The organism is Paenibacillus lignilyticus, from assembly GCF_017942085.1.
Taxonomy (GTDB): Bacteria; Bacillota; Bacilli; order Paenibacillales; family Paenibacillaceae; genus Paenibacillus_Z; species Paenibacillus_Z lignilyticus.
Genome location: NZ_JAGKSP010000003.1, coordinates 383,546 through 406,326, shown reverse-complemented (window position 1 = coordinate 406,326; position 22,781 = coordinate 383,546). Strand labels below are relative to the sequence as shown.

The following is a 22,781-nucleotide window of genomic DNA, read 5'->3' as shown; positions in this document are numbered from 1 at the left end:
CGTGTATAGTAAAGTGTGGCAATTTTAATAAAAGGTATAGGTCCGAGGAGGAACACTAAGATGCAAACGAAGTTTCTGAAAGCATTGTGGGGAATGGAAGGCACATATCGGGACATGTTTACACGGATTCAAGCAGCAGGTTTTGACGGCGTTGAGACACCGATGCCTGAAGCCGATCAAGAGAATGAATTCAAGGAACTGCTGGAAGAGTTCAAATTTGACTTTATTCCGCAAATCTTCACAGGCGGCGCTGACCATGCGGCTAGCTTCGCAGAGCAAGTGGAGCGCGCGGTATCGTTTAAACCGCTCTTCGTAAACTCCCATAGCGCACGTGATCACATGACGTTCGAGCAGCAAGTCAACTTCTTCGAACAAGCGCTGGCCGTAGAACGTTCGACAGGCTTGGCGGTCGGTCATGAAACGCACCGTCAGCGTGCCATGTTCACGCCATGGACGACGGCTCGTTTGCTTGAGGCGCTTCCTGAGCTCAAAATCACAGCGGATTTCAGCCACTGGACTTGCGTATGCGAGTCGCATCTGGAAGATAACAGAGCGGATATCGAGCTCGCGATTTCGCGTACGCTTCATATTCATGCGCGTGTAGGTTATGCGGAAGGACCGCAAGTAGCGGATCCATCGGCACCGGAGTATGCTTATGAGGTGTCATTGTTCGAAGGCTGGTGGAAAGAAATGATCCAAAGCCGTGCGGCACAAGGACATGCGGTTTCGACCGTTGTTCCCGAATTCGGACCTCCGGGCTACATGCACACCCTTCCGCACACGAACCAACCGGTTGCAGATCTGTGGGAAGTTAACGACTGGATCTACAAACGTTTCCGCGAGAACGTGAAGAAGTGGCAAGCTTAATTAAAAATTTTTGCAAATTGCATTCTCAATGATAATTATTATCACTGTTGGCTATACTACGGTATAGAAGGACAGGACGAGCCGCCTTCTGGTCGAGGCGGCTCGTTGTCGTTTCATGGAAGCAAAGCGTGCTTCCGCCTAGATTTTCGCTTCGAAGGTTTTGCAATCTGTCTCTTCGGAATTGTTTGCTTGTTTCCCGCGGTTACTCACCACATAAATGGAAGAAGCATTGCAATGGTTGCCTGCAGCCCAATGCTTGCAGGAGTTGACTTCGCAAAGTACATCTTTCGCCATCTGAACTCACCTCCGTTCTCATTTAGGATGGTCGTTTTGGCATGCCTTTTATACCCTAGCCGCAGAAGTTTGTTGCCTGTATGGCTGTGATGCGGCTATGATAAGGAGTAAATAGGTTTGCAAGGGCGACGATGAAGATGACGAAGTTTCGAAAGAGTATCAGATGGATGATGTATAGCGCGGTAATCGGAATTGCGGTGGGTTCGGCTGCTGCATTATTCCTGGCAGGACTCGAATATGCAACTTATCTTCAGAATTCCTTTTATTGGCTGCTGCTGCTCCTGCCAGTCGCCGGCGGGGGGATGAGCTTCTTATTTGCGAAATATGGGGCGAATACCGCAAAGGGAAACAATCTCCTTATCGAACAAATTCGCAGGAGCGATGACCAGCCAGATCGCTATGAGCGAGTGCCGATTCGAATGGCTCCACTCATCCTGATCGGAACGTGGGTCACTCATTTATTCGGCGGTTCAGCCGGCCGAGAAGGGACGGCCGTTCAAATGGGCGGCAGTCTTGCCGACTGGTTCGGAAGGATCGCTAAAGTGAACATAGCAGGCAGAAGAATCTTTCTGTTGTGCGGAATAAGCGCGGGTTTCGGCGCTGTATTTGGGACACCCTGGGCGGGGGCGGTCTTTGCGCTTGAAGTTGTCATTATGGGAAGGAAGATTGCGTATCATGCGATCTTGCCATGCCTCATAGCAGCAATTGTTGCGAATTACACGACGCTGGCTTGGGGGATTCACCATATCGATTACAGTATGGGCAGCGATATTCCTTCGTTTAGCTGGGTTGTTCTGCTGAAGGTGCTGATTGCATCCATCTTGTTCGGATGGATGAGCCTGATCTTCACAGGTGCGATTCACTTCGTGAAACGAATCTCTTCAAAGCTGATTCCGCTCGGCTGGCTAAGAGCTTTCGTCGGAGGTTTCGTCATCATTGGGTTAACATTCGCTGTGGGCACACGCCACTATCTGGGGTTAAGCTTGCCGCTTCTAATACAATCGTTTCAAGAGCAGGTGCCAGGCGCAGCATTCCTATGGAAAACGGTGTTTACAGTCGTTACATTAGGAACCGGTTACTTGGGTGGAGAAGTTACGCCGCTGTTTGTCATTGGAGCCGCGCTTGGCAATGCGCTCGCTCCGCTGCTTCATTTAAGCGTCGCATTTCTGGCCGGGCTCGGGTTAATTGCGGTATTCAGCGGCGCTGCCAATGCACCGCTGGCATGTGCCGTTCTTGGTTTAGAGTTGTTCGGCATTTCCGGAGCCGGTTATATGCTGCTGGCTTGCTTCGTCAGTTATATGTTCTCCGGACATACCGGTATATACAGCTCGCAATTAATCGGCGTTACCAAGCCGCGTTACTACATTAAGGTACCCGGATTAAGCATGCTGCTTGCCAAACGACAAAAGGGAAGAAACGCTCGGCAATGAGCGCTTCTTCCCTTTTACATTCCAATAACTAGGATACGCGGCGTGCTGTAGCGTAGTGATCGCTCCACCAACCGGAGTTGATGCTGGAAATCATTACGCCCGGTTTACCGTACGTGTGAATCATTTTACCATTTCCGATGTAGATGCCGACATGATGAATAGGTTTATAGAAGAAAACCAAGTCGCCCGGCTTTAAGTTGCTTTTGCTTACATAAGAACCGACTTTGGATTGGCTCTTGGACGTACGCGGAAGCGTAGTGCCGTACTTCTTAAATACGTATTTGGTGAACGAAGAGCAATCGAAATAACGGGTTGTTGAAGTGGAAACGCCATATTTATAAGGTGTACCGAGATATTTTTTGGCTGTGCTGATAATTTTGCTCGCTTTCGCAGCTGAAGTTGCATGAGCCGGTGTAGCTTGAAGCGCTGCTGTGCCGCCTGCCAGTAAAGAGAAGCTTAATGCGATACTCATAACCAGTTTGCTGATGTTCGTTTTCATTTTCAAGTTCCCCCTGTGATGTTGATATATGCGTTGTCTCCGCTTGGGACAAATGACCTAGGAACACTATAGCATATAAATAATTCCCATCATTTACATAGAAAGCGGATTCATAAGGAATGACAAGGGTTTGAACCGAAGTATGAGAAATGCATTAGAAATTCTTCATCAAACGAATATTGACAGACGTGACCGAATACTATCATGGAATGATGGGGTACAAAGGGGCGTTTGATTGATGAGTTACTTCTATATCGGCAGTATTGTTGGGGTTGCAGGCATGTCTGCATGGTCGATCATCCGTACTTATTTAAGAAGTGAATTCATCAGCTGCATGGCCGGAATGATGATTGCAATGACGATTGGGATGATGACAAGCGTCACAATAGGTACTATTGCAGGGGTCATGTATCCTAAGGATCTAACATTTCCTACAGCAGCATCGGTGCTGCTTGGGCTTGTCTGCGGTTACTTGGCAGGGAAGCCGGTCAGTACGATGGCAGCGCTTGATGGCATGCTCGCGGGAATAATGGGAGGGATGATGGGCGCGATGCTTGGTGTCATGATGGGCACGCATGCGGCGATGATGGTGCTGTTCGTCGATGTGCTGTATCTGTTCGTCCATCTGGTTGTTTTGCAGCTGATTCGGGAAGAATCACAAGAGGTGACCGAGGAAACGCAGGAAGTCAGTAAGCAGACACCGCTCCTGCATCCACTCGTATTCGGGCTTGGCATATTTGTGCTTGCAGCCGTATTTCTGTATCAAGGTTAACGTAGAACGAAGGCGTGATAGCGGAGAATGTTGTATACCCCCTGGAGGTATGATATAGTGAATGGTAAGTGAAGGGGGATGTGGGATGAACCATACCGAACATGAGCATTGCCACGATCAAGAAGGTTCAGTCCGGCGCAGTGCGCATACCGAAGAAATCAAGAACGGCTTAATTACCCGTCTGAACCGAATAGAGGGGCAAATACGCGGCTTGAAGGGCCTCATTGAGAAGGATACGTATTGCGATGATGTGCTTAATCAGATTGCCGCCGCTCAGTCTGCCTTGAATGGGGTCGGGAAGCTGCTGCTGGAGCACCATATGAACAGCTGCGTTATCGAGCGCATCCAGCAAGGCGATCATGCTGTGGTAAAGGAACTGCTTGTAACCATGAACAAGCTGATGAAATAACAGACCGACAGACCGGAAGTGCAGGCTGTGCGGTCTTTTTTACACCACTTGAAATACCCCCATGGGGTATGTTAAAATGGTTTTGAGAGCATACCCTCTAGAGGTATACGAAAGTGAGAAGGGGATGGATCGACCGTGACGATACAGAAGACTACACTACAAATCAGCGGCATGACCTGTGCCTCTTGCGCGGCTCGGATCGAGAAGGGGCTATCGAGACTTGAAGGTGTCACGAGTGCCAGCGTGAATTTGACGATGGAAACCGCTCGCGTGGAATATAATGAAGCTGTCATCGCCGTTGGCGACGTGATGAGCAAAGTGGATCAGCTGGGGTTTCATGCTGAGCTACATAAAGAAATGTCGCAGCTAGGCGATCAACGGGAATCGGGATTGAGGAAGCTGAAGCTTCGGTTACTTGTTTCTGCCTTGCTCTCTTTGCCGCTGCTGCTGGCCATGGCGGATCACTTCGCTTTTGCATCCTTTCTTCACATTCCGGGCTGGTTCATGAATCCTTGGCTGCAGCTCGGCTTGGCTACGCCGGTTCAATTCGTAATCGGCGCTCCGTTCTACATCGGTGCCTATAAGGCACTGCGCGGCAGAAGCGCCAATATGGACGTATTAGTAGCAATCGGTACATCCGCGGCTTATTTCTATAGTTTGGTCGAGACACTGTCATCCCTAAGTATGGGGATGCATAGTGTTGAACTGTACTATGAAACGAGCGCGCTGCTTATCACCTTCCTGCTGCTTGGAAAGCTGCTTGAAGCGCTGGCGAAAGGCCGTTCCTCCCAAGCAATCAGCGCATTAATCGGGCTGGCACCGAAGCAAGCTGTCGTCATAAGAGAAGGTATCGAGGTTCGGCTTCCGATCGATGAGGTGCAGCCCGGTGATTTCGTCGCCATAAAGCCGGGTGAGAAGATTCCGGTGGACGGTACTGTGCTGGAGGGCAGTTCGTCTGTCGATGAGTCGATGCTGACCGGAGAGAGTTTCCCTGTTCAGAAGCAGGCTGGCGATCCGCTAATCGGGGCAACGATTAACGGAAACGGTCAGCTTGTCATGAGGGCCACGAAGGTAGGCAAAGAAACCGTGTTGGCTTCGATTATTCGTATCGTCGAGGAGGCTCAGGGTTCGAAGGCGCCGATCCAGCGAATTGCGGATGTCATCTCGGGCATTTTCGTCCCCATTGTAATCGGAATCGCAGCAGTAACGTTTCTGGTCTGGTACTTTGCGCTTGAGCCCGGAGCTTTCCCCGAGGCGCTGCGCAAAGCGATTGCCGTGCTCGTTATTGCCTGCCCTTGTGCGCTTGGCCTCGCCACGCCGACTTCTATCATGGCCGGTTCAGGCCGAGCGGCCGAGCTGGGCATCTTGTTCAAAGGCGGAGAGCATCTGGAGCGCGCGCATCTCATTGATGCGGTACTGCTTGATAAGACGGGAACCGTGACAGAAGGCAAACCGAAGCTGACGCGTTATCAGGTCGAGCCCGGCTTTGAACAAGACGAGGTGCTGAGACTGGTTCTTACAGCCGAGAGCAGTTCCGAGCACCCGCTTGGCGAAGCGATTGTCGCCGGTCTTCGCGAGCAGGGATTGGAGAGGGCAGCCGAGGTTGAAACGTTCGCCGCGATACCCGGCTTCGGGATCGAGGCGCGCATCGAAGGGAAAGAGCTGCTTGTCGGCACACGCCGCCTGCTTGCGCAGCATCGGGTTGAGCTTGCGGATCTATCCTCAATCGAACAACTGGAGAATGAGGGCCATACGGTTGTTCTCGCAGCCGTAGATGGCGTGTATGCAGGTTTCCTCGCGGTTGCGGATCGGATTAAGCCGACATCTCGCGCAGCAGTCGAAGCGTTGCAGGCGCTTGGATTGGAAGTTGTGCTGATAACAGGGGACAATGCATCTACAGCCCGGGCAATCGCGGAACAAGCAGGGATACGGACGGTTCTTGCCGAAGTTTTACCGGAGGGCAAAGCGGAGGAAGTGAAGAAACTTCAAGCGCGCGGGCTTAAAGTGGCGATGATTGGCGACGGCATTAATGATGCGCCCGCACTCGCTACCGCGGATATCGGCATGGCTATGGGAACAGGGACCGACGTTGCCATTGAGGCAGCCGATATTACGCTGATGCGCGGTGATTTAAGCAGCATTCCCGAGGCAATCGCACTAAGCCGCAAAACACTGAGCAACATCAAGCAAAATTTATTCTGGGCGCTTGCCTATAATGCAGTTGGGATCCCGATTGCCGCAGCCGGCTGGCTCGCCCCCTGGGTGGCAGGGGCTGCGATGGCACTGAGCTCTGTTTCCGTCGTACTCAGCGCTTTAAGACTTCAGCGATTCCGCAAATAATTCAGACGAAGAGGAGCGATTCCAAATGACAACCACCATTCAAGTGAAAGGCATGTCCTGCCAGCATTGCGTGAACAGTATAGAAGGCGCGCTGAAGAAGAACGGCGTAGCGGCGAAGGTTGATTTGCCGGGCAACCGCGTTATGGTCGATTATGAGGAGAAGTCGATCTCTCTGGACCGCATTAAAACACTTATCGAAGATCAAGGATTCGACGTCGTGTAAATCGCAGTTGGCAATTCTTTCATCAAGGCTAATCCACGGTATGGATTAGCCTTTTTGAGCGGAAACATGGTATGATTACGGTTTGAATGTTGTTTGAAATTTAGTAATGCTGGAGGCTTTGAAACAGGTGAACAAGTACCCTTTTGACTTTGACCCGAAAGAATCCTTCGTCCAGCAAGCCAGCGATTGGATTGCGGATGTGTTCTACGAACGGCTGCCTGAAGCCGGATTTGAACTCCGAGATGAGCAAATCTATATGGCTTTTCAGCTGGAACGGGCTTATAGCGAAAAACAAACGACTTTTGCAGAGGCCGGCGTAGGGACGGGGAAAACCTTCGTTTATTTGCTTTACGCCATTAACTATGCAAGATATACGCGAAAACCGGCCATTATTGCCTGCGCGGACGAATCGCTGATCGAGCAGCTGGTGAAGCCTGAAGGCGATATCGCGAAGCTGGCACGATATCTGGATTTGACGATTGATGTGCGGCTGGGCAAATCGATGGATCAATATATTTGCTTGAACAAGCTTGAAGATGCAAGAGGCGGCTTCGACACGGAGACTGAGATTTATCGGGATATGCATGCGGCATTGCCTGACTTTGTCCATAACCCAGGTACGATGCAAGCTTTCTACCCCTACGGCAATCGCAAGGATTACCCGAACCTGACGGACGACCAGTGGAAAGCGGTAGGTTGGGACGTCTTCCAGGACTGCCTGGTTTGTTCCCGGAGACATCGCTGCGGACAGACGCTCTCGCGCGAGCACTACCGCAAAGCTGCTGACATTATCATCTGCTCCCATGATTTCTATATGGAGCATGTGTGGACCTATGAAGCGCGAAAACGCGAAGGTCAGCTGCCGTTGCTTCCCGAGCATAGTTCTGTCGTATTTGACGAAGGTCATTTGCTGGAGACGGCAGCTCAGAAAGCGCTCACCTATAAACTGAAGCACAACGTATTTGAATCCATCATCACGCGGCTGCTCCAAGGAGAGATCCGTGAGACGCTTGCCGTTACGATCGATGAAGCGATCGAACAGAGCGAACTTCTCTTCAGGCTGCTGGATGCCGGCAGCCGTTCCGTTGCAGCGTCGGATCGGCGTGAAGTGATCATGTCAGATCGGTTGTTGAAGGAAGTTACTCGCTTCGGGGCTGTACTCGCGGCAATCGAAGAAGAGCTTGTCTTCGAGAGCGGAATGTTTACCATCGATGCTTATCAGCTCACCATCGTGGAAGAGCATATCGAAATGCTCCAGCTGGCGCTGAACTTATTCAAGAAACCAAGCGGTTTGATTACATGGATCGAAGAAGAGCAGGATGGCATTACGCTTGTCATTATGCCGAAGCTGGTGAAGGAGATCCTGGAGGAGCGTGTCTTCTCGAAGCACATGCCGATTGTGTTCTCCTCGGCTACCATGTCCGTCAACAATTCGTTTGCTTATATCGCAGACAGTCTCGGCATTCAGAAGGCGTTATCCTTCTCGGTTGCGTCGCCATATGATTATGAGTCGCAGATGAGCGCGGCGGTTGCGCCGATAAGCAGCCAAGCTGACAAGCTGAAGCTTGCTCTGCGCAGACTTCAACAATCGGAAGGCCGAGCGCTTATTTTGTTCCCGTCCAAGGAAGAACTGCAGCAGTTTAAAACGGATATCGCAACGATACCGGATTATGCTGCGTTCCGGTTCCTATTTGAAGGGACGGCTGAAATCAGCCATCTCATCGAGACGTTCCAGCGCGATGAAGCCAGCGTGCTATGCGCGGTCACGTTATGGGAGGGGCTTGATATTCCCGGTCCGTCGCTGTCGCATGTGCTGATGTGGTCGCTTCCTTTTCCTCCGCACGATCCTGTCTTCACAGCCAAACGCAGAGATGCCGAGCATCCGTTCGAAACGGTGGACATGCCTCATATGCTGCTTCGGTTGAAGCAAGGAGTGGGCCGGTTGATTCGTGGCCGCGAGGATAACGGGATGATTACAATCATGGGCCAAGAACTGGCGGATGCGCGGGTGATAGAGCAAGTAGAACGCATTCTTCCGGCAGGCGTTAAGCCCCTGGCTCTAAGCGTTGAATGAATTGACATCTAGTAAGTCGTTCTCTACAATTTAAATAGAATAGGCTCATAGAAAAGGATGGTAAGCAATATGTCGCAGCCAATGAAGAAATCCACGTATAAGAGTCAACGCAAAGCCGAGCAAGAGAAGCTGGAGAAGCAGCGCAAGTTTATGAAGAAGCTGATGTGGGGGACGGGCGTTGTTGTCCTTCTGGGTATTATTGCTGCCCTGATCTTCACACCGAAAGCAGACCCGACCGCATTTGATTACGAACAGCTGCCTGTCCTGGGGAAAGCCGATGCACCGGTGAAGATCGTCGAGTTCGGCGATTACAAATGCCCATCCTGCCAAGTGTTCAGCCAGCAAATTAAACCGCAGATCGAGAAGGAATACGTGGAGTCGGGCAAAGTGGCATTCTATTTCATGAACTTCCCGTTCATCGGTGAAGATTCAACGACGGCCGCACTGGCTGCTCAGTCCGTGTATCATCAGAATAATGACGCTTTTTGGAAATATTTCGATATCCTTTATAAGAACCAGCAAGACGAGCATACACTCTGGGCAACGCCTGAATATTTGGTGCAGCTAGCTAAGGATAACGCAATCGATGTCGATTTGGATTTGCTGAAGAAAGATATCGAAGCAGGCACGTACGCATCCGAAGTCAGCAAACATAAATCCAAAGCAATTGCCGCTAACGTAAACTCCACACCGACCCTGTTTATTAACGGAGAAGAATTTACAGGTCAATTCGGTGACTATCCGAGTATTAAGAAAGCCATCGACGACGCGCTGGCCGGCGAGGACAAATGATCCAATCGTCCAGGAGTCTTGGGTTCTTTAGCAAATACGCGCTATATTTGGCGTGGATCGTGTCGATCGTCGCAACGGGCAGCAGTCTGTATTTAAGCGAAATCATGCACTTTATCCCATGCAATTTATGCTGGTACCAACGAATATTCATGTATCCGCTTGTCGTACTCCTCGGTATTGCGAGTTATCGCAATGATCGCAGGCTAATCCCATACATTTGGCCGCTTTCACTGCTTGGCGGGCTGATCGCCCTGTATCATTACGCGGAGCAGCAAATTCCGGCGCTGGCCAAAATGCTTCCTTGCACGGTTGGTGTTCCTTGCAGCGAAGATTACCTCGATTGGTTTGGCGGTTATGTCACCATTCCATTCCTGGCTTTGATCGCTTTCGCCCTCATTACGATGCTGATGCTGAATGCACGCGGCACGGCCGATGAAGCGAATGATGAAACCGAGCAAGATGAGGCTGAAGAAGAGCTGGGCGAGCGTTCCACCTTATAAAAAGAGTAGAAGTCCCTCGGGGACTTCTTTTTTTTGTGAATTTAGGCGCTAATTTACTTGCATTTGACGGTGATGAGTATGCTTTTTTTCTGTCAACGGGGATTCGGACTTTTAAATATGAACATTCCATGGACTTTTGCCTGTTCATTTGTCCCAGCTGTGTTGTTTCTGCTATCATGTATGGATGGACGTACAAAGGGTTAATTAATTAAATAAGCGCATCTAAATAGTTGGAGGTAGCCTGTAATGACAGCAGAGAATAATAGTCAGAAGTCGCCATGGGAACTCTATTATGGCCCGAATTTAGGGTATATCGAGGAAATGTATGAGAAGTTCCTGATAAACCCCGAATCTGTTGAGCCAGCATTCAGAGATTCCTTTGCGAAGTGGGGACCGCCGCCGGTCACTTCGGCAAAGGGCATTGTAAATGTGAATCCACCGCTCGCATCCGGCTCTTCAGGCTCTGATAGCATCAAATCGATTGATCCTGCTTTCTTGAAGAAAATCGTCGACGCCGGCAAACTTGTGCGGAATATCCGTACTTACGGTCATCTGGCAGCCGACAACGATCCGCTTGGTTTATCTGCCGCTCCGGACACGCAGCTGCTTGAGCCCGCTACATTCAAGCTGACACCGGAAGATCTGGACACCATTCCGGCTTCTCTGATCTGGGAGGAAGCGCCGGAGGCGATTCGGACAGGTGCCCAAGCTATTGCGCATTTGAAGGACGTATATACGAAGTCTTACGGTTTTGAATTCGGTCATATTCATGCCGAGGATGAGCGGATCTGGCTCCATCGCCAAGCTGAAATCGGCATGGCCAGCAAGCCGATGAGCGCCAAAGAACGGATCGCTTTGCTGGGACGCTTAATCGATGTCGAGCAATTCGAGACTTTCCTGCACCGTTCATTCGTGGGACAGAAACGGTTCTCCATTGAAGGAACGGATACGCTTGTGCCGATGCTGGACGAGATCGTTCGTGAGCTGGCGCATGACGGCGCTCGTCACATTCTGATGGGGATGGCGCACCGCGGTCGTTTGAATGTACTGACTCATGTGCTCGGCAAACCTTACACAGCTATTTTCTCGGAATTCCATCATTCGCCAAACAAAGAGAAGGATTTGCTGCCATCCGAAGGCGCGATGGGCATCAATATCGGCTGGACCGGCGACGTAAAATACCACTTAGGCGCACATCGTTCGCTTAAAGAGAATGAAACGGTTGAAACGCGCATCTCGCTGGCGAACAATCCAAGTCACTTGGAATACGTAAATCCGATCGTTGAAGGCTACACGCGTGCGGCTCAAGATGATCGCAGCAAAGCCGGCTATCCGACATCCGATTTCGGCAGCGCAGCGGCGATCCTTATGCACGGTGACGCTGCGTTCGCAGGTGAGGGAATCGTTGCGGAGACGCTTAACTTCAAGAAGCTTGCGGGTTATGAGAACGGCGGAACGATTCATATCATCGTAAACAATAAACTCGGCTTCACGACCGAGAGCAAGGATTCGCGTTCCACGCATTATGCGAGTGACCTTGCGAAGGGATACGAGATCCCGATCGTACATGTTAGCGCCGACGATCCGGAGGCGTGTATTGCTGCGGTTCGGATGGCATGTGAGTACCGTCAGAAGTTCCACAAAGACTTCTTGATCGACATGGTCGGCTACCGCCGTCACGGTCACAATGAGACGGACGATCCGGAAACGACGCAGCCGCTTGTTTATCAGAAGCTGCGCAACCATCCGGTTGTCGGCCGCATTTACAGCGAGAAGCTCAAAGAGAAGGGGCTTCTGTCAGAGGATCAAGTGGTAGCTATTAGACAAGCCGGTCTGGCGAAGCTGCAAGCTGCGCTTGATGAAGTGAAATCGAGCGATAAATCGTTCAAGCAGCCGAAGATTGACGACACAAGCAAGCGCCGCAAGAAAGAAGTCGTTACTTCCGTTCCGCTTAAGAAGCTTAGTGCAATCAACGAGGAACTGCTCAAATGGCCGGATGGCTTCAAGGTGCACGAGAAGCTTGAACGCATCCTGATGCGTCGTGCCAATGCGCTGGAGAAAGGCAGCAAAGTGGATTGGGGCTTGGCTGAAACGCTTGCGTTTGCGACGATCCTATCCGACGGTACGCCGATTCGCCTTAGCGGACAAGATTCGGAACGCGCAACCTTCGCATTCCGTAATATCGTGCTGCATGATTACGAAACAAATGCGACGTTCTCGCCGCTTCACAAGCTGCCTCAAGCCAATGCTTCGTTTGCGGTCCATAACAGTCCGCTGGCAGAAGCTTCAGTACTTGGGTTTGATTATGGATACAACGTGTTTTCCCCGGAAACACTAGTTATTTGGGAAGCTCAATACGGCGACTTTGCCAACTGTGCGCAAGTTATCATTGACCAGTTCATTACGGCAGGCCGCGTGAAATGGTCGCAGAAGTCCGGTCTGATCATGCTGCTGCCTCATGGCTACGAAGGGCAAGGTCCGGAGCATTCCAGTGCGAAACTCGAGCGTTTCTTGCTTCTTGCGGCGGAAGACAACCTGACAATCGTGAACTTGACGTCAGCGTCGCAATACTTCCATTTGCTTCGTCGTCAAGCGGCGATCATCAATACGGACGAAGCGCGTCCGCTCATCGTGATGTCGCCTAAGAGCTTGATTCGGAACCCAAGCGTTGCTTCCGATCCGGCAGAATTCAGCCATGGCTCATTCAGACTTGTGCTGGAGCAGCCGGGTCTCGGCAAACAGCCGGAGCAAGTTGAACGCCTGATCTTCTGTACCGGTAAAGTAGCCATCGATCTGGAAGCTGCATTAGAGCTTAAAGATGGACAAGCCGCGGATACTTGGAACTGGGTTCATATCGTTCGCGTGGAGCAGCTGTATCCGTTCCCGAAAACCGATATCGAGCAAATCATCAACCGTTATCCGAACGTGAAAGAAGTGCTGTGGGTGCAAGAGGAGCCGCAAAACATGGGCGCATGGAACTATGTTGAGCCGCGTATCCGCGCGCGCGTAACACCTAATACAACCATCCGTTATATCGGTCGTCCGAAACGGTCGAGCCCGGCAAGCGGATTCCAATACGTACACAACATGGAGCAGCAACGTATCGTTTCCGTTGCGCTGAATCGCAGTACTCTAACAACGACGACTAAAGGGGAGAACAGCCATGAGTGAAATTAAAGTACCCGAAATGGGCGAATCGATCGTAGAAGGCACGATCTCTAAATGGCATGTTAAAGCTGGTGACAGCGTTAATGTAGGCGATGTGCTTGCTGAGCTGGAAACGGATAAAGTGAATATCGAAATCAGTGCGGAGCAAGCCGGCGTTATCGAACAGCTTCTTCGCGGCGAAGGGGAAACCGTAGCGGTAGGCGAAACGATCGGTCAGATCGGCAGCGGCTCCGGTGCAGCGCCTGCTCAGCCAATGTCGCCTAGCAGCGACCCTGCAGCAGCACCGGCACCTGTAGCGCCGGCTTCTACACCGGCAGCTCCGTTGGCATCTGCTGAACCGACTACAGTGGCTGCGCCTGTAGCTGCTCCGGCTGCTTCCGATGCGAATGCAGCTGTGTTCTCGGCGACGCCGGCAGCACGTAAGCTCGCAAGAGAGCGCGGCATTGACCTGACGCAAGTGCAAGCGCAAGATCCGATGGGCCGTATCCGTCAAGAGGATATCCAAGCTCATAACACTGCGTCTAAAGCTCCTGTAGCGGCTCCTAGCGCGCAAGCAGCGCCTGCTCCGGCAGTAGAGCCGGGCAAACCGGCTGAACGCCGTAAGATGTCCCGTCGCCGTATTACGATCGCGAAACGCCTCGTGGAAGCGCAGCAAACCGCTGCAATGCTGACGACGTTCAACGAAGTGGACATGACGGCGATTCTTGAAGTCAGAAAACGCCGGAAGGACGCGTTCAAAGAGAAGCATGACATCGGTCTTGGCTTCATGTCCTTCTTCACGAAGGCTGTCATCGGCGCGCTCAAAGCTTACCCGCTGCTGAATGCAGAAATCCAAGGCGACGAGATCCTTGTGAAACAATATTACGACATCGGTATCGCGGTATCTGCGAAAGAAGGTCTTGTTGTACCGGTTGTGCGTGAAGCGGATCGTCTGAGCTTTGCTCAAATCGAGAAGCAAATTGCTGATCTTGCCGGTAAAGCACGTGCCAACACATTGGCATTGAATGATCTGCAAGGCGGCACATTCACGATTACAAACGGCGGCGTATTCGGTTCGCTGCTGTCTACGCCGATTCTTAATGCACCGCAAGTCGGTATTCTCGGTATGCACAAAATCCAAATTCGCCCTGTGGCGATTGACGATGTGCGCATGGAGAACCGCCCGATGATGTATATCGCCTTGTCGTACGATCACCGTATCGTAGACGGTGCCGAAGCGGTTCGCTTCCTCGTTACCGTGAAGCAACTGCTTGAAGATCCGGAATCGCTGCTGCTCGAAGGCTAATCCTTCCCGCGGACAAACACCAACCTCACTTACTGACGTTAGGGCATCTATCCCTGAACGTCAGCTAGTGAGGTTTTTTATTTGCTATTGCTCCCCATACTACATAGAATGAGGGTAAGACAGCGAGAAACGGAGGCGAATGCAGATGAACGTACGTAAAATGCGGTTATTTGATTTCGAGAACATCCACTCCAGCGAGGATCGGGATGAGTATGAGAAAGACTATGCCAGATTGATTCAATCCCCGGCATTTCGTCGCCTGCAGGGCAAATCGCAAGTATTCGGGGCAGGCTCCGGTGACTATTATCGAACTCGTCTGACGCATTCGCTTGAAGTATCACAGATCGCGCGGGAAGTGGCCCGTAAGCTTGGGAAGAGTTATACGTTCCTGGCGAAGAAAGAACATCCGGGGCTGATGCTCGATCCGGAGGTAGTGGAATGCGCTTCGCTTGCGCATGACTTGGGGCATCCTCCTTTCGGCCATAAAGGGGAAGAAGTGCTCAATGAACTGCTCATGGAAGAGCATGGGCTAAAGTATGAAGGCAATGCTCAAAATTATCGGATCTTAATGTTTCTGGAGAAACGCGCAGGGAGCGACAGCGGACTCGATCTGACCGCAGCTGTCCTGCTCGCCATTAATAAATACCCATTCTGCTTGGAGGATCCCGGACGCTTGAAGGGGGTCTACAGTATGGAATGGGAAGGGATTCACGCGCTGCGCAGTGCGTGGGGGATGCCGAATGGCTGTGCAACTCTTGAAGCGCAGCTGATGGACTTGTGCGACGATATCGCTTATTCGACTCATGATATAGAGGATGGCATTCGTGCGGGCAAAATCCAGATGAACCCTAGCTTGTTCGAGGATGATCGCCTTGTCGCGAACGTCATGCAGGAAATCATCAACGATCCCGGCAACGCAGTCATGCACTGGGAGCAGGTCGACATGAAGCTGATGGTGAAGCAGGCGCTGCATCATTATCTGGAGCAGTGGGAAAGCATCTACGTGGAATGCGGCAGGGAGCCTTCGCGCACGCGCAGAGAGATGAAGGCGCGATGGGTGAGGAAGTTTGTCAGCGGGGTCGGGATTATCGATGATCCGGCAACAGGCTGGAAACGGGTTACGTTCGTTCGCGACGGTGTGCAGGACTTAGAGCTGCTTCGCACTATGGAAATCCTGAAGAAGCTGGCATGGGTGATGCTGATCAAGGATTTCCGGGTCCAGCGGCTTCACAAGCGCAGTGAGATCATCATAAAGCGGTTGTGGGACAGCTTTAAGGTGCAAGACTCGGGTAGGCTCATCATCCCGCCGGATTGGCTCGAAAGCTATGAGCGGCTTAAGGATGTGTGGCCGTGGGAGCGGATGGTGTCCGATTATATCGCGGGCATGACGGATGCGTATGCGGAGAAGGTATATACCGAATTTTACGGGAGTGCGTCTACGAACAAAGGCGGATTATTGTACGATAGGGATTAATAATAGAGGAGGCTGCGTGGGAAGCGGCCTCCTCTTTGTTGCGGCATTAAGCTGCGATTCGTTAGCGTTTGAATCGGAAGTGTTCTAAGCTTAGCTTATCGATTCCGATTGTAATGACCGGAGTTGCCGGATGATTGCGTTGGCGCTGCGGATTCATCAGCCTGCTCAGGTTGAGTGTCGTCGATTGTGCCGTCGTTATCGTTATTGTCGCCGGTGTTGCCGTCATCAATGCTGCCATTGTCGCCGCTATTATCCGTATTGCCGTTCTCGCCCGTATTATCGGTATTGTCACCGGTAATGACATGACGCGCCGTTACGAATGTCTTATCCCACGAGCTGCCGGAGAATTTGGACACCGTTACACCTACGCCGACACGGTATGTTTGCAGCAGTTTGTCATCGCCAATATAGAGACTCACGTGATTGATGACGCCATCTCGGTTGGTATCGGAGAACACAAGATCGCCCGGCTGCAGTTGATCCTTCGTTACTTTCGTGCCGACTTTAGCTTGTTGTCTGGACGTACGCGGTAAATCAATGCCATGCTGCTTAAAGATATATTGAACAAAAGAGGAGCAGTCGAATACGGAAGTCGTTGTTGTTTTGGCGCCGTATTTGTAGTCGACGCCTAAATATTGTTTACCTGTTGCAATGATGTCATTCACGATAGATGAATTCACAGCCGAAGCCGGATTTGTAGTTGTAATCGTTTTCGTAACTGTCGCTGCATGAGTCGGATCCGGCGTGAAGAGCATGCTTCCGCCGCCAATTGCAATGGATAAGCTTAATGTAAGGTTCAGAAGTTTCTTATTTAATCGTTTATGAGCTAGTGTGTTTGTCATGATGAATTCCTCCTGTACGGAATAGTAGTTGAGTACAGGCTGCTGTGATTGCCTAGGAACACTATAACACAGCATTTTGCATTTTGTACCACCACTTTCCAATGAGTCGGAAGACCCGTGCCGCATCAAGAATGATCCCGATTATGAGAATACAATTAGAAAAGTCTAATGTAATCCGCCTTGACTTACCGAATCGTTATTTCCGAAGTTCAAGCATGCCGGTGGCCATTAGCTTTACTTTGACATGCAACTCAATTCCCGGAATCTCTTCGTTTACGGCAAGGCCTTTACGATACCAGACCTCGTTCAAAGAGTAGATATCCGTGGAACGTTTCTTGCCTACCTCATAGGTTTTCATAATTTCGTCGTATAAGCTCTTCTCGAGGAGTTTATTCATCTCAACCAGAGGGAACGGCTTCTTCTGCTCCCGAACACCGGCGTCCATGTTGAGATTTATTTTGACGATTCGTTTACCATCCTTATAAGCAGCTTGTTTCTTCACCTTAAGGCTCTTAAGCGTAGCCGTTCCAATGAAGGTGCCTTGCTCATCCCTGATGGGAAGCATGCCGCGCCTGGTGTTCTTCTTTAACCATTTCACACCGGTAGCTTCTTCTCGGCTGAATCGAGCTTCGCTCTTTCCGTTCTTGAGCGCGACAAGCCCGTCCACGATTGGCAGTGTGAACGCCGTACTCCCTTTCTTCCAGTTTTTCGAGAGCTTTACATGGTCAACCAAAGTCGTCTCGAACGGCTCCCTTGTGGACCGGATCAGCTTCTGATATTGGATAGGTTCGAAAGAAGACTGGAGCTGCTTAAACAACAGATTCGGCTGATAGTACAAAGTGGAAACATAGGAACTGCCGGTGATCGGCATGGTGCTTAGAATTTGAGCAAGATCTTCATTCGTCGCGAACACCCATGGCGTATAGCGTTGATCGCGCGTTCGCATCAATTCATCGTGGATATCGAAAATCCCCTTGGCAAGAATCCGGTCGCTGAAAATGAACGCTTTATTCTGCGTCCAATCCATTCGCATTTGACTTTCTTTCTGCAGATCGAATACTGCCATCCCGATGCTCTCGCCTTCGCCTTTGCCGATTACGACGGGTTTAGCGCTTTGGCCGCCGCCTTCTTGCTTGGCCATTGTGGTGAGATCGTTGATTTGCGCATAAATCTTATATTTACCGTCGACGTAATCAATCCCCATTACGGTAACGAAGTTGAAATATTGAATGTTCTTCACGTCCCAGCAGCCGCACAGCGATAACACGAGGCAGCTGACAACGGCGGCTTTCCAGGTTCTTTTCATGGGTTATCGTCCTTCATCCTGGTATCGTCCTGCAAATAGAGGTTCTGCGGTCGCTTATTCATGAGCTTTGCCGGCTTCTTCAGAAACGCTCCTACAAGATCCGGCCAGGACGGCGGCGAAATCGGAGAGAGGTACGGAATCCCGAACGATTTGAGATCGGACAGATAGGAGACGACGAAGAAAATGGACATGAAGAATCCGAACATGCCAAGAATCGAGGAGATAATCATGATGGCGATGCGGACAATGGACACGATGCCGCTGAGCGTCGGGTTTACGAGCGTGTAGCCGGCGATTACCGTTGTTGCAGCCACCACGGTTACGGTAGGAGACGTAATTCCGGCGCGAATAGCGGCGTCGCCGACGATGATGCCGCCGACGACGGTAACGGTTGGACCAACCGATTTGGGCAGCCGTTGTCCGGCTTCTTTGAACAATTCAAACAAGACGAGCACGGTTATCGCCTCGAATGGAAGGGAAAGGGGAAGTCCGATGCGATTTGATGCAATTGTAGCTAATAAAGGCAATGGCACCTGCTCGAAATTAAAGCCGATCAGCGCAATGTAGAAAGCAGGTAGGAACAGGGCCAAATACCAGCCGCAAAATCGGATTAGCCGTTGAAAAGAGCTGATTACCGCTCGGAAATAGCCATCTTCCGGTGAATTGATGAGCGATGTAAGCGTAATGGGGGCGATAATGGCCAGCGACGAGTTATCCAGCAGGATAACGAAACGTCCGCTCATCAAGCATTCCGCGGCAAAATCAGGTCGTCCGGTGTTGTCGATTAAGGGGATTACCGAATAGGAACGGTCCGAGATGGCTTCTTCCAGCTGTGAGCTTGTAACAAGCGCGTCGATATGTATGTTTTGCAATCTGCGTCTGGCTTCATTAACCGCTCCTTTATTCGCGATATCTTGAATGTAGAGGAGATTTATCGCAGTCTGGCTTCGGAGACCGATTGCAAAGGATTCGACTTTGAGTGTCGGCGTAGCCAAACGTTTTCGGATTAACGCCAAGTTCGTCTGTATACTCTCGGTAAATCCGTCTCGTGCTCCTTTCGTAGACGTTTCCGTGACCGATTCTTCCGTTGTTCGTTGGGGCGGATCTGAGACGTATTGCACATAGCAGTTAGTCGTTTCCCGATCGAAAAGGAATAAGTCGCCGTTAAACACATACGAGGAGAGTTCATTTTTCCAATGTGAAGTTAGATTAACGGGATGCTGTTGCCAAAGGTCTGTGTCGTATCTACTGATTTCATTGATTTGCTCGCGGCTCGCTAATCCTTGGCAGAAGACGAATAGAAAGGTGCCATTGAGTTCGAAGGTAACATCGCCGCAGTCTTCGAATAGGAGCCGGATATCGCGTTCGTTCAGGTTAGCCATTTCGCTGCACCGCCTTTTTGTTCTTTCCAACCCGGATGCAAATTAAGATCACGATGCTCACTACACCGCAAAAAATGATGGAGCTTGCGTAGTAGTTTCTCACTTGATTGTGAAAATTCACATCCGAGAGTCTAAGCAAATTGACCGCAAGGAGGAGCGAAGAGATCAGAATGAGCAAGATCTCGGGATGCTTCCACCTTTTCACCCACAGCGTGTGAATAATATAAATGGCCAAGGAAATGCGGATAAACGCGCCGGCCAGCCATTGATAAATGGACATAAAGTCGGTTTGGCTCAGCATGCTTCCGATGGCCGCCATCCTCCATTGCTCGTAGGCAGGGTATCGCAGCAGCGTTGCTTCGAATGGACCGAACATGGCGATTACGCCGGTTAATGGCCCGAATGTCAGTTCGATTAACATGAGAACGACCAGACTGATATTGAGTCCAGACAGCTTTCCTTTCACATCGTCTTTCAGGAAGAGCACGAGGAAGATCTCCGTAACGCCTGAAGTCGTATACCAAGCGCCTTTCGTGATCGATTGCGCCGAATTTTTGAAGATGGGAAAGAGGTAGTTGTAATCCTTGTATTGAAAGTTCACGGTCATGACGTACAATCCGGCCGCAATAATAAAAGGCAGAAGAATGCCGTTTGTGATGGCGATAGCGGCCAGCCCTTTTCTTGCCGTGTAATAACTAATGCCAATGAGACATAAGCCGACTACCCACTGCGGCGTATAGGTCAAGTAGGACGAGTTGGACCACATGATCGTATCCCGTATGCTGATGCTTGCTTGGGTCAGGAAATATGCAGTGAACAGCAGGGTGAAAATAAGCCAAATAAACGCAGGCGCTTTCTCGAACATCCAGGTGGATAACGAAGCAGGGAGCTGTTTGTAGAGATAGACATACAGCAAGCCGAGCAGTAAGGATGGAAGGATGGCCGCCAAGACTGAGATCCATGCGTCCCTATTCGCTGTATCCAGCAAGATGGGAATCAAGATGACGTGGTTAGAGATTCCGATAAATGTAACCAGCAAGGTGGACAATTGGAAAGGGGTGATTTTATCATTCAATTCCATGCACCTCCATTCGATGGCAATGTAGTTAAAATTACCAATTTGTCAATTTTTATGCATATTTACGGCGTTCTCGAGGATGAGGCATCAGAAAGCTGCCGGGAGAATAGCGCCTTAACTCGGTGGAAGCGTATAATGAATGTAGCGAATCATGCGGTGATTGGACTTGGTAGGATCATATTTAACCCGGGGGGCTATAGGGATGGAAAACGAAGCGAATACTAATGTCAAGTGCGCCGTTCAACGGCTCGGGAACGTGGTTGCCGTAGATGGGAAGAGCATTGCCATCGAGGTGAACGGGAAGGAACTCACGCTGCCGCGGGAGAAAGCCGGGGAGGAAATCGCAGCCGGTGATGTACTGCGCTGGGATGGTGCGAAATGGGTTCTTGCGAAGCAGGAGGATGAAGCCAAGGGATAATAATGAGAGAAGCTTAATCCCCTTAGCACCCTGATCGGCTGCGGCGGCTGCGAATCGTTAAGTAAGGGGTGATTAGAGCAATGGAAGTTTTAGAATCGAAACGTTGTTTATTTTGCGATGAATTAGTGAAAGTGAAACGAAAAGGCGGCAATGAATGGTACATCGACTGTATGTGCGCGCCGGGCGGATCTTATGGGCTGCAGGAAGACAGCTACGAGCCCTACCGGCTGTTGTCGTATTCGGAGAAACGGAATTCGTTCCCGATTCTGTCGGCCTATATCCGAGAGCAGACGGATTGCGACGAGAAGGTCGTTCTTACTTATGAGGACCGGGAGACCATCCTGCAATCCCCGCAAATTCCGATCACAACCGAAGAGAAGGGGAATCGGCTTCTCCGTTATTTGCACCGGCATACCGGAGGTCCGGGTGAACCGGTCGTTATTAATCAGTTCTCGCAAAGCTATAATTTAACATATTCATTAAATTTGCAAGAGCTCGTCTTCATCACGGAGAAGCTTAAAGAAGAAGGGTATATCGAACGCATCGGCTCTACGTTCAAGCTGACGGAGAAAGGATGGGTGGAGGCGGCTAATACCGCGAGCGGAAAAGCGCTGAAACCATGTTACGTCCTGCTTAGCGGCATTGATGAAAAAGGAAGCAGAGATTGGCTGGAGACGGTATTCCCGAGGCTGATTCAGCTTGGTTATGCACCGAAGTTTCTGGAGGAGGATCTCTCGCTGCGCCATGATCCTAAGCCGATTGAAGCGTTACTGCAAGAGGTCGGCAATTGCAAACTATTCGTGGCGGACGTGACGAATCCGAATGCGGAGCTGTGGTTGCGTGCGGGCTTTGCGATAGGCAATGAGATTCCGATCATATGGACAAGCCAAGTGGCCGATCAACAGCTGCCGCAAGGAGTTAGACCGCATATTTGGCAGGATGTGGAGGATCTGGTAAAGGTGCTCCAGAAGGTGTTAACGAAGGAATAATGGTTATTTTAGGGGTTGCTCGAAGTGGTGTTCATAGGCTATAATCATTTTATACAATTTAATTAAATGCAATATACTGTGAACTCAATTCAGGAGGGACCTATCGATGAGCATTTACGATTTCACCGTCAAGACGATTACAGGCGAAGAGCAGTCGCTGTCCGCATATAAAGGCAAGACTCTTCTTATCGTCAACACGGCAAGCGCATGTGGACTTACCCCTCATTACAAAGGCTTACAGCAGATTTATGAAGCCCATAAGGACGAAAATTTCGTCGTACTTGGTTTCCCATGTAATCAATTTGCCGGACAAGAGCCGGGGACGAACGAGGAAATTGCAAGCTTCTGCGAGCTCAATTACAGCGTAACCTTCCCGTTGTTTGCGAAAATTGACGTGATCGGGGAAGATGCTCATCCGTTATATAAATATCTTGTGGACGCAGCGCCTGCCCCTTACCATACCGGTACAATCGAGTGGAATTTCGTGAAATTCCTCATTGATGAAGAAGGCAACGTTGTGAAGCAGTATCCGGCATCGACGGATCCGGCAGCGATTGAACCGGATCTTCGCAGCTTGATCGATAATGGCAGCCTGGGAGCGGCGCCAAATACGGTTAACGACTAACTGTATGTTAGGTA

The 22,781-nt window shown here is 50.6% G+C and carries 20 protein-coding genes and 1 pseudogene; 15 read left to right on the top strand and 6 right to left on the bottom strand.

All coding sequences use genetic code 11. The features are described from left to right. Positions 1-60 precede the first annotated feature (60 nt). On the top strand, positions 61-867 hold the full coding sequence (locus I8J30_RS11420) for a sugar phosphate isomerase/epimerase family protein (RefSeq protein ID WP_210658296.1): 807 nt from the start codon (positions 61-63) through the stop codon (positions 865-867). Between the two features lie 138 nt (positions 868-1,005). Here the strand turns inward: I8J30_RS11420 and I8J30_RS11415 are convergent, their stop codons facing one another. Continuing rightward, positions 1,006-1,161, bottom strand: a complete 156-nt coding sequence (locus tag I8J30_RS11415) for a DUF1540 domain-containing protein (protein ID WP_090983801.1) — start codon at positions 1,159-1,161, stop codon at positions 1,006-1,008. A 137-nt stretch (positions 1,162-1,298) separates the two neighbouring features. Between I8J30_RS11415 and I8J30_RS11410 the strand changes: the two genes are divergently transcribed. Next, positions 1,299-2,591 (top strand): chloride channel protein, encoded by a 1,293-nt coding sequence (locus I8J30_RS11410; protein ID WP_240548026.1) that lies wholly within the window; start codon positions 1,299-1,301, stop codon positions 2,589-2,591. Between the two features lie 28 nt (positions 2,592-2,619). Here I8J30_RS11410 and I8J30_RS11405 read toward each other — a convergent pair whose 3' ends face one another. Next, positions 2,620-3,090: a C40 family peptidase gene (locus tag I8J30_RS11405; protein WP_210658292.1), complete on the bottom strand. Its 471-nt coding sequence runs from the start codon at positions 3,088-3,090 to the stop codon at positions 2,620-2,622. Between the two features lie 238 nt (positions 3,091-3,328). Between I8J30_RS11405 and I8J30_RS11400 the strand changes: the two genes are divergently transcribed. The 10 genes and pseudogenes from I8J30_RS11400 (at position 3,329) to I8J30_RS11355 (ending at position 16,127) form a co-directional block, all read left to right on the top strand. Continuing rightward, entirely contained in the window at positions 3,329-3,862 is a 534-nt protein-coding gene (locus tag I8J30_RS11400; protein ID WP_210658290.1) for a hypothetical protein, read from the top strand. Positions 3,863-3,947: 85 nt separating this feature from the next. Beyond that, entirely contained in the window at positions 3,948-4,271 is a 324-nt protein-coding gene (locus I8J30_RS11395; protein WP_210658288.1) for a metal-sensitive transcriptional regulator, read from the top strand. A gap of 144 nt (positions 4,272-4,415) precedes the next feature. Further along, positions 4,416-6,611, top strand: a pseudogene (locus tag I8J30_RS11390) (heavy metal translocating P-type ATPase); the annotation flags it as partial. Between the two features lie 25 nt (positions 6,612-6,636). Continuing rightward, on the top strand, positions 6,637-6,834 hold the full coding sequence (locus I8J30_RS11385) for a cation transporter (RefSeq protein ID WP_091215937.1): 198 nt from the start codon (positions 6,637-6,639) through the stop codon (positions 6,832-6,834). Between the two features lie 127 nt (positions 6,835-6,961). Continuing rightward, positions 6,962-8,908 (top strand): ATP-dependent DNA helicase, encoded by a 1,947-nt coding sequence (locus tag I8J30_RS11380; protein WP_210658286.1) that lies wholly within the window; start codon positions 6,962-6,964, stop codon positions 8,906-8,908. Positions 8,909-8,977: 69 nt separating this feature from the next. Further along, positions 8,978-9,700 carry a DsbA family protein gene (locus tag I8J30_RS11375; protein ID WP_210658284.1) on the top strand — a complete coding sequence of 241 codons (723 nt, stop codon included), beginning with the start codon at positions 8,978-8,980 and terminating at the stop codon, positions 9,698-9,700. After that, positions 9,697-10,200: a disulfide oxidoreductase gene (locus tag I8J30_RS11370; protein ID WP_210658282.1), complete on the top strand. Its 504-nt coding sequence runs from the start codon at positions 9,697-9,699 to the stop codon at positions 10,198-10,200. The genes I8J30_RS11375 and I8J30_RS11370 overlap by 4 nt, the downstream gene beginning before the upstream one ends. Positions 10,201-10,446: 246 nt before the next feature. Beyond that, a complete protein-coding gene (locus I8J30_RS11365; protein ID WP_210658280.1) occupies positions 10,447-13,371 on the top strand; it encodes a 2-oxoglutarate dehydrogenase E1 component in 2,925 nt (974 codons plus the stop codon). After that, positions 13,364-14,653, top strand: coding sequence for a 2-oxoglutarate dehydrogenase complex dihydrolipoyllysine-residue succinyltransferase (gene odhB / locus I8J30_RS11360; protein ID WP_210658278.1), 1,290 nt, complete (start codon positions 13,364-13,366; stop codon positions 14,651-14,653). Before I8J30_RS11365 ends, odhB begins: the two co-directional genes overlap by 8 nt. Before the next feature lie 145 nt (positions 14,654-14,798). Further along, on the top strand, positions 14,799-16,127 hold the full coding sequence (locus I8J30_RS11355; RefSeq protein ID WP_210658277.1) for a deoxyguanosinetriphosphate triphosphohydrolase family protein: 1,329 nt from the start codon (positions 14,799-14,801) through the stop codon (positions 16,125-16,127). 95 nt (positions 16,128-16,222) lie between these two features. Here the strand turns inward: I8J30_RS11355 and I8J30_RS11350 are convergent, their stop codons facing one another. From I8J30_RS11350 to I8J30_RS11335, 4 genes are all read right to left on the bottom strand, one after another. Then, the gene (locus I8J30_RS11350) at positions 16,223-16,969 is read right to left on the bottom strand and encodes a C40 family peptidase (protein ID WP_210658275.1); all 747 of its coding nucleotides are present in this window, start codon (positions 16,967-16,969) and stop codon (positions 16,223-16,225) included. Between the two features lie 196 nt (positions 16,970-17,165). Further along, the gene (locus tag I8J30_RS11345) at positions 17,166-18,275 is read right to left on the bottom strand and encodes a Ger(x)C family spore germination protein (RefSeq protein ID WP_210658272.1); all 1,110 of its coding nucleotides are present in this window, start codon (positions 18,273-18,275) and stop codon (positions 17,166-17,168) included. Further along, entirely contained in the window at positions 18,272-19,657 is a 1,386-nt protein-coding gene (locus I8J30_RS11340; protein ID WP_210658269.1) for a spore germination protein, read from the bottom strand. The genes I8J30_RS11345 and I8J30_RS11340 overlap by 4 nt, the downstream gene beginning before the upstream one ends. Then, positions 19,650-20,732, bottom strand: a complete 1,083-nt coding sequence (locus tag I8J30_RS11335) for an endospore germination permease (protein WP_210658267.1) — start codon at positions 20,730-20,732, stop codon at positions 19,650-19,652. The genes I8J30_RS11340 and I8J30_RS11335 overlap by 8 nt, the downstream gene beginning before the upstream one ends. 205 nt (positions 20,733-20,937) lie before the next feature. On the opposite strand from I8J30_RS11335, the gene I8J30_RS11330 reads away from it, so the two are divergent. The 3 genes from I8J30_RS11330 to I8J30_RS11320 all read left to right on the top strand — a co-directional run bounded on the left by I8J30_RS11330 (position 20,938) and on the right by I8J30_RS11320 (position 22,767). Continuing rightward, positions 20,938-21,153, top strand: a complete 216-nt coding sequence (locus I8J30_RS11330; RefSeq protein WP_210658265.1) for a hypothetical protein — start codon at positions 20,938-20,940, stop codon at positions 21,151-21,153. Between the two features lie 80 nt (positions 21,154-21,233). Beyond that, a complete protein-coding gene (locus tag I8J30_RS11325) occupies positions 21,234-22,142 on the top strand; it encodes a hypothetical protein (protein WP_210658263.1) in 909 nt (302 codons plus the stop codon). 106 nt (positions 22,143-22,248) lie between these two features. After that, positions 22,249-22,767, top strand: a complete 519-nt coding sequence (locus I8J30_RS11320; RefSeq protein WP_210658262.1) for a glutathione peroxidase — start codon at positions 22,249-22,251, stop codon at positions 22,765-22,767. The last annotated feature ends 14 nt before the right edge of the window (positions 22,768-22,781 follow it).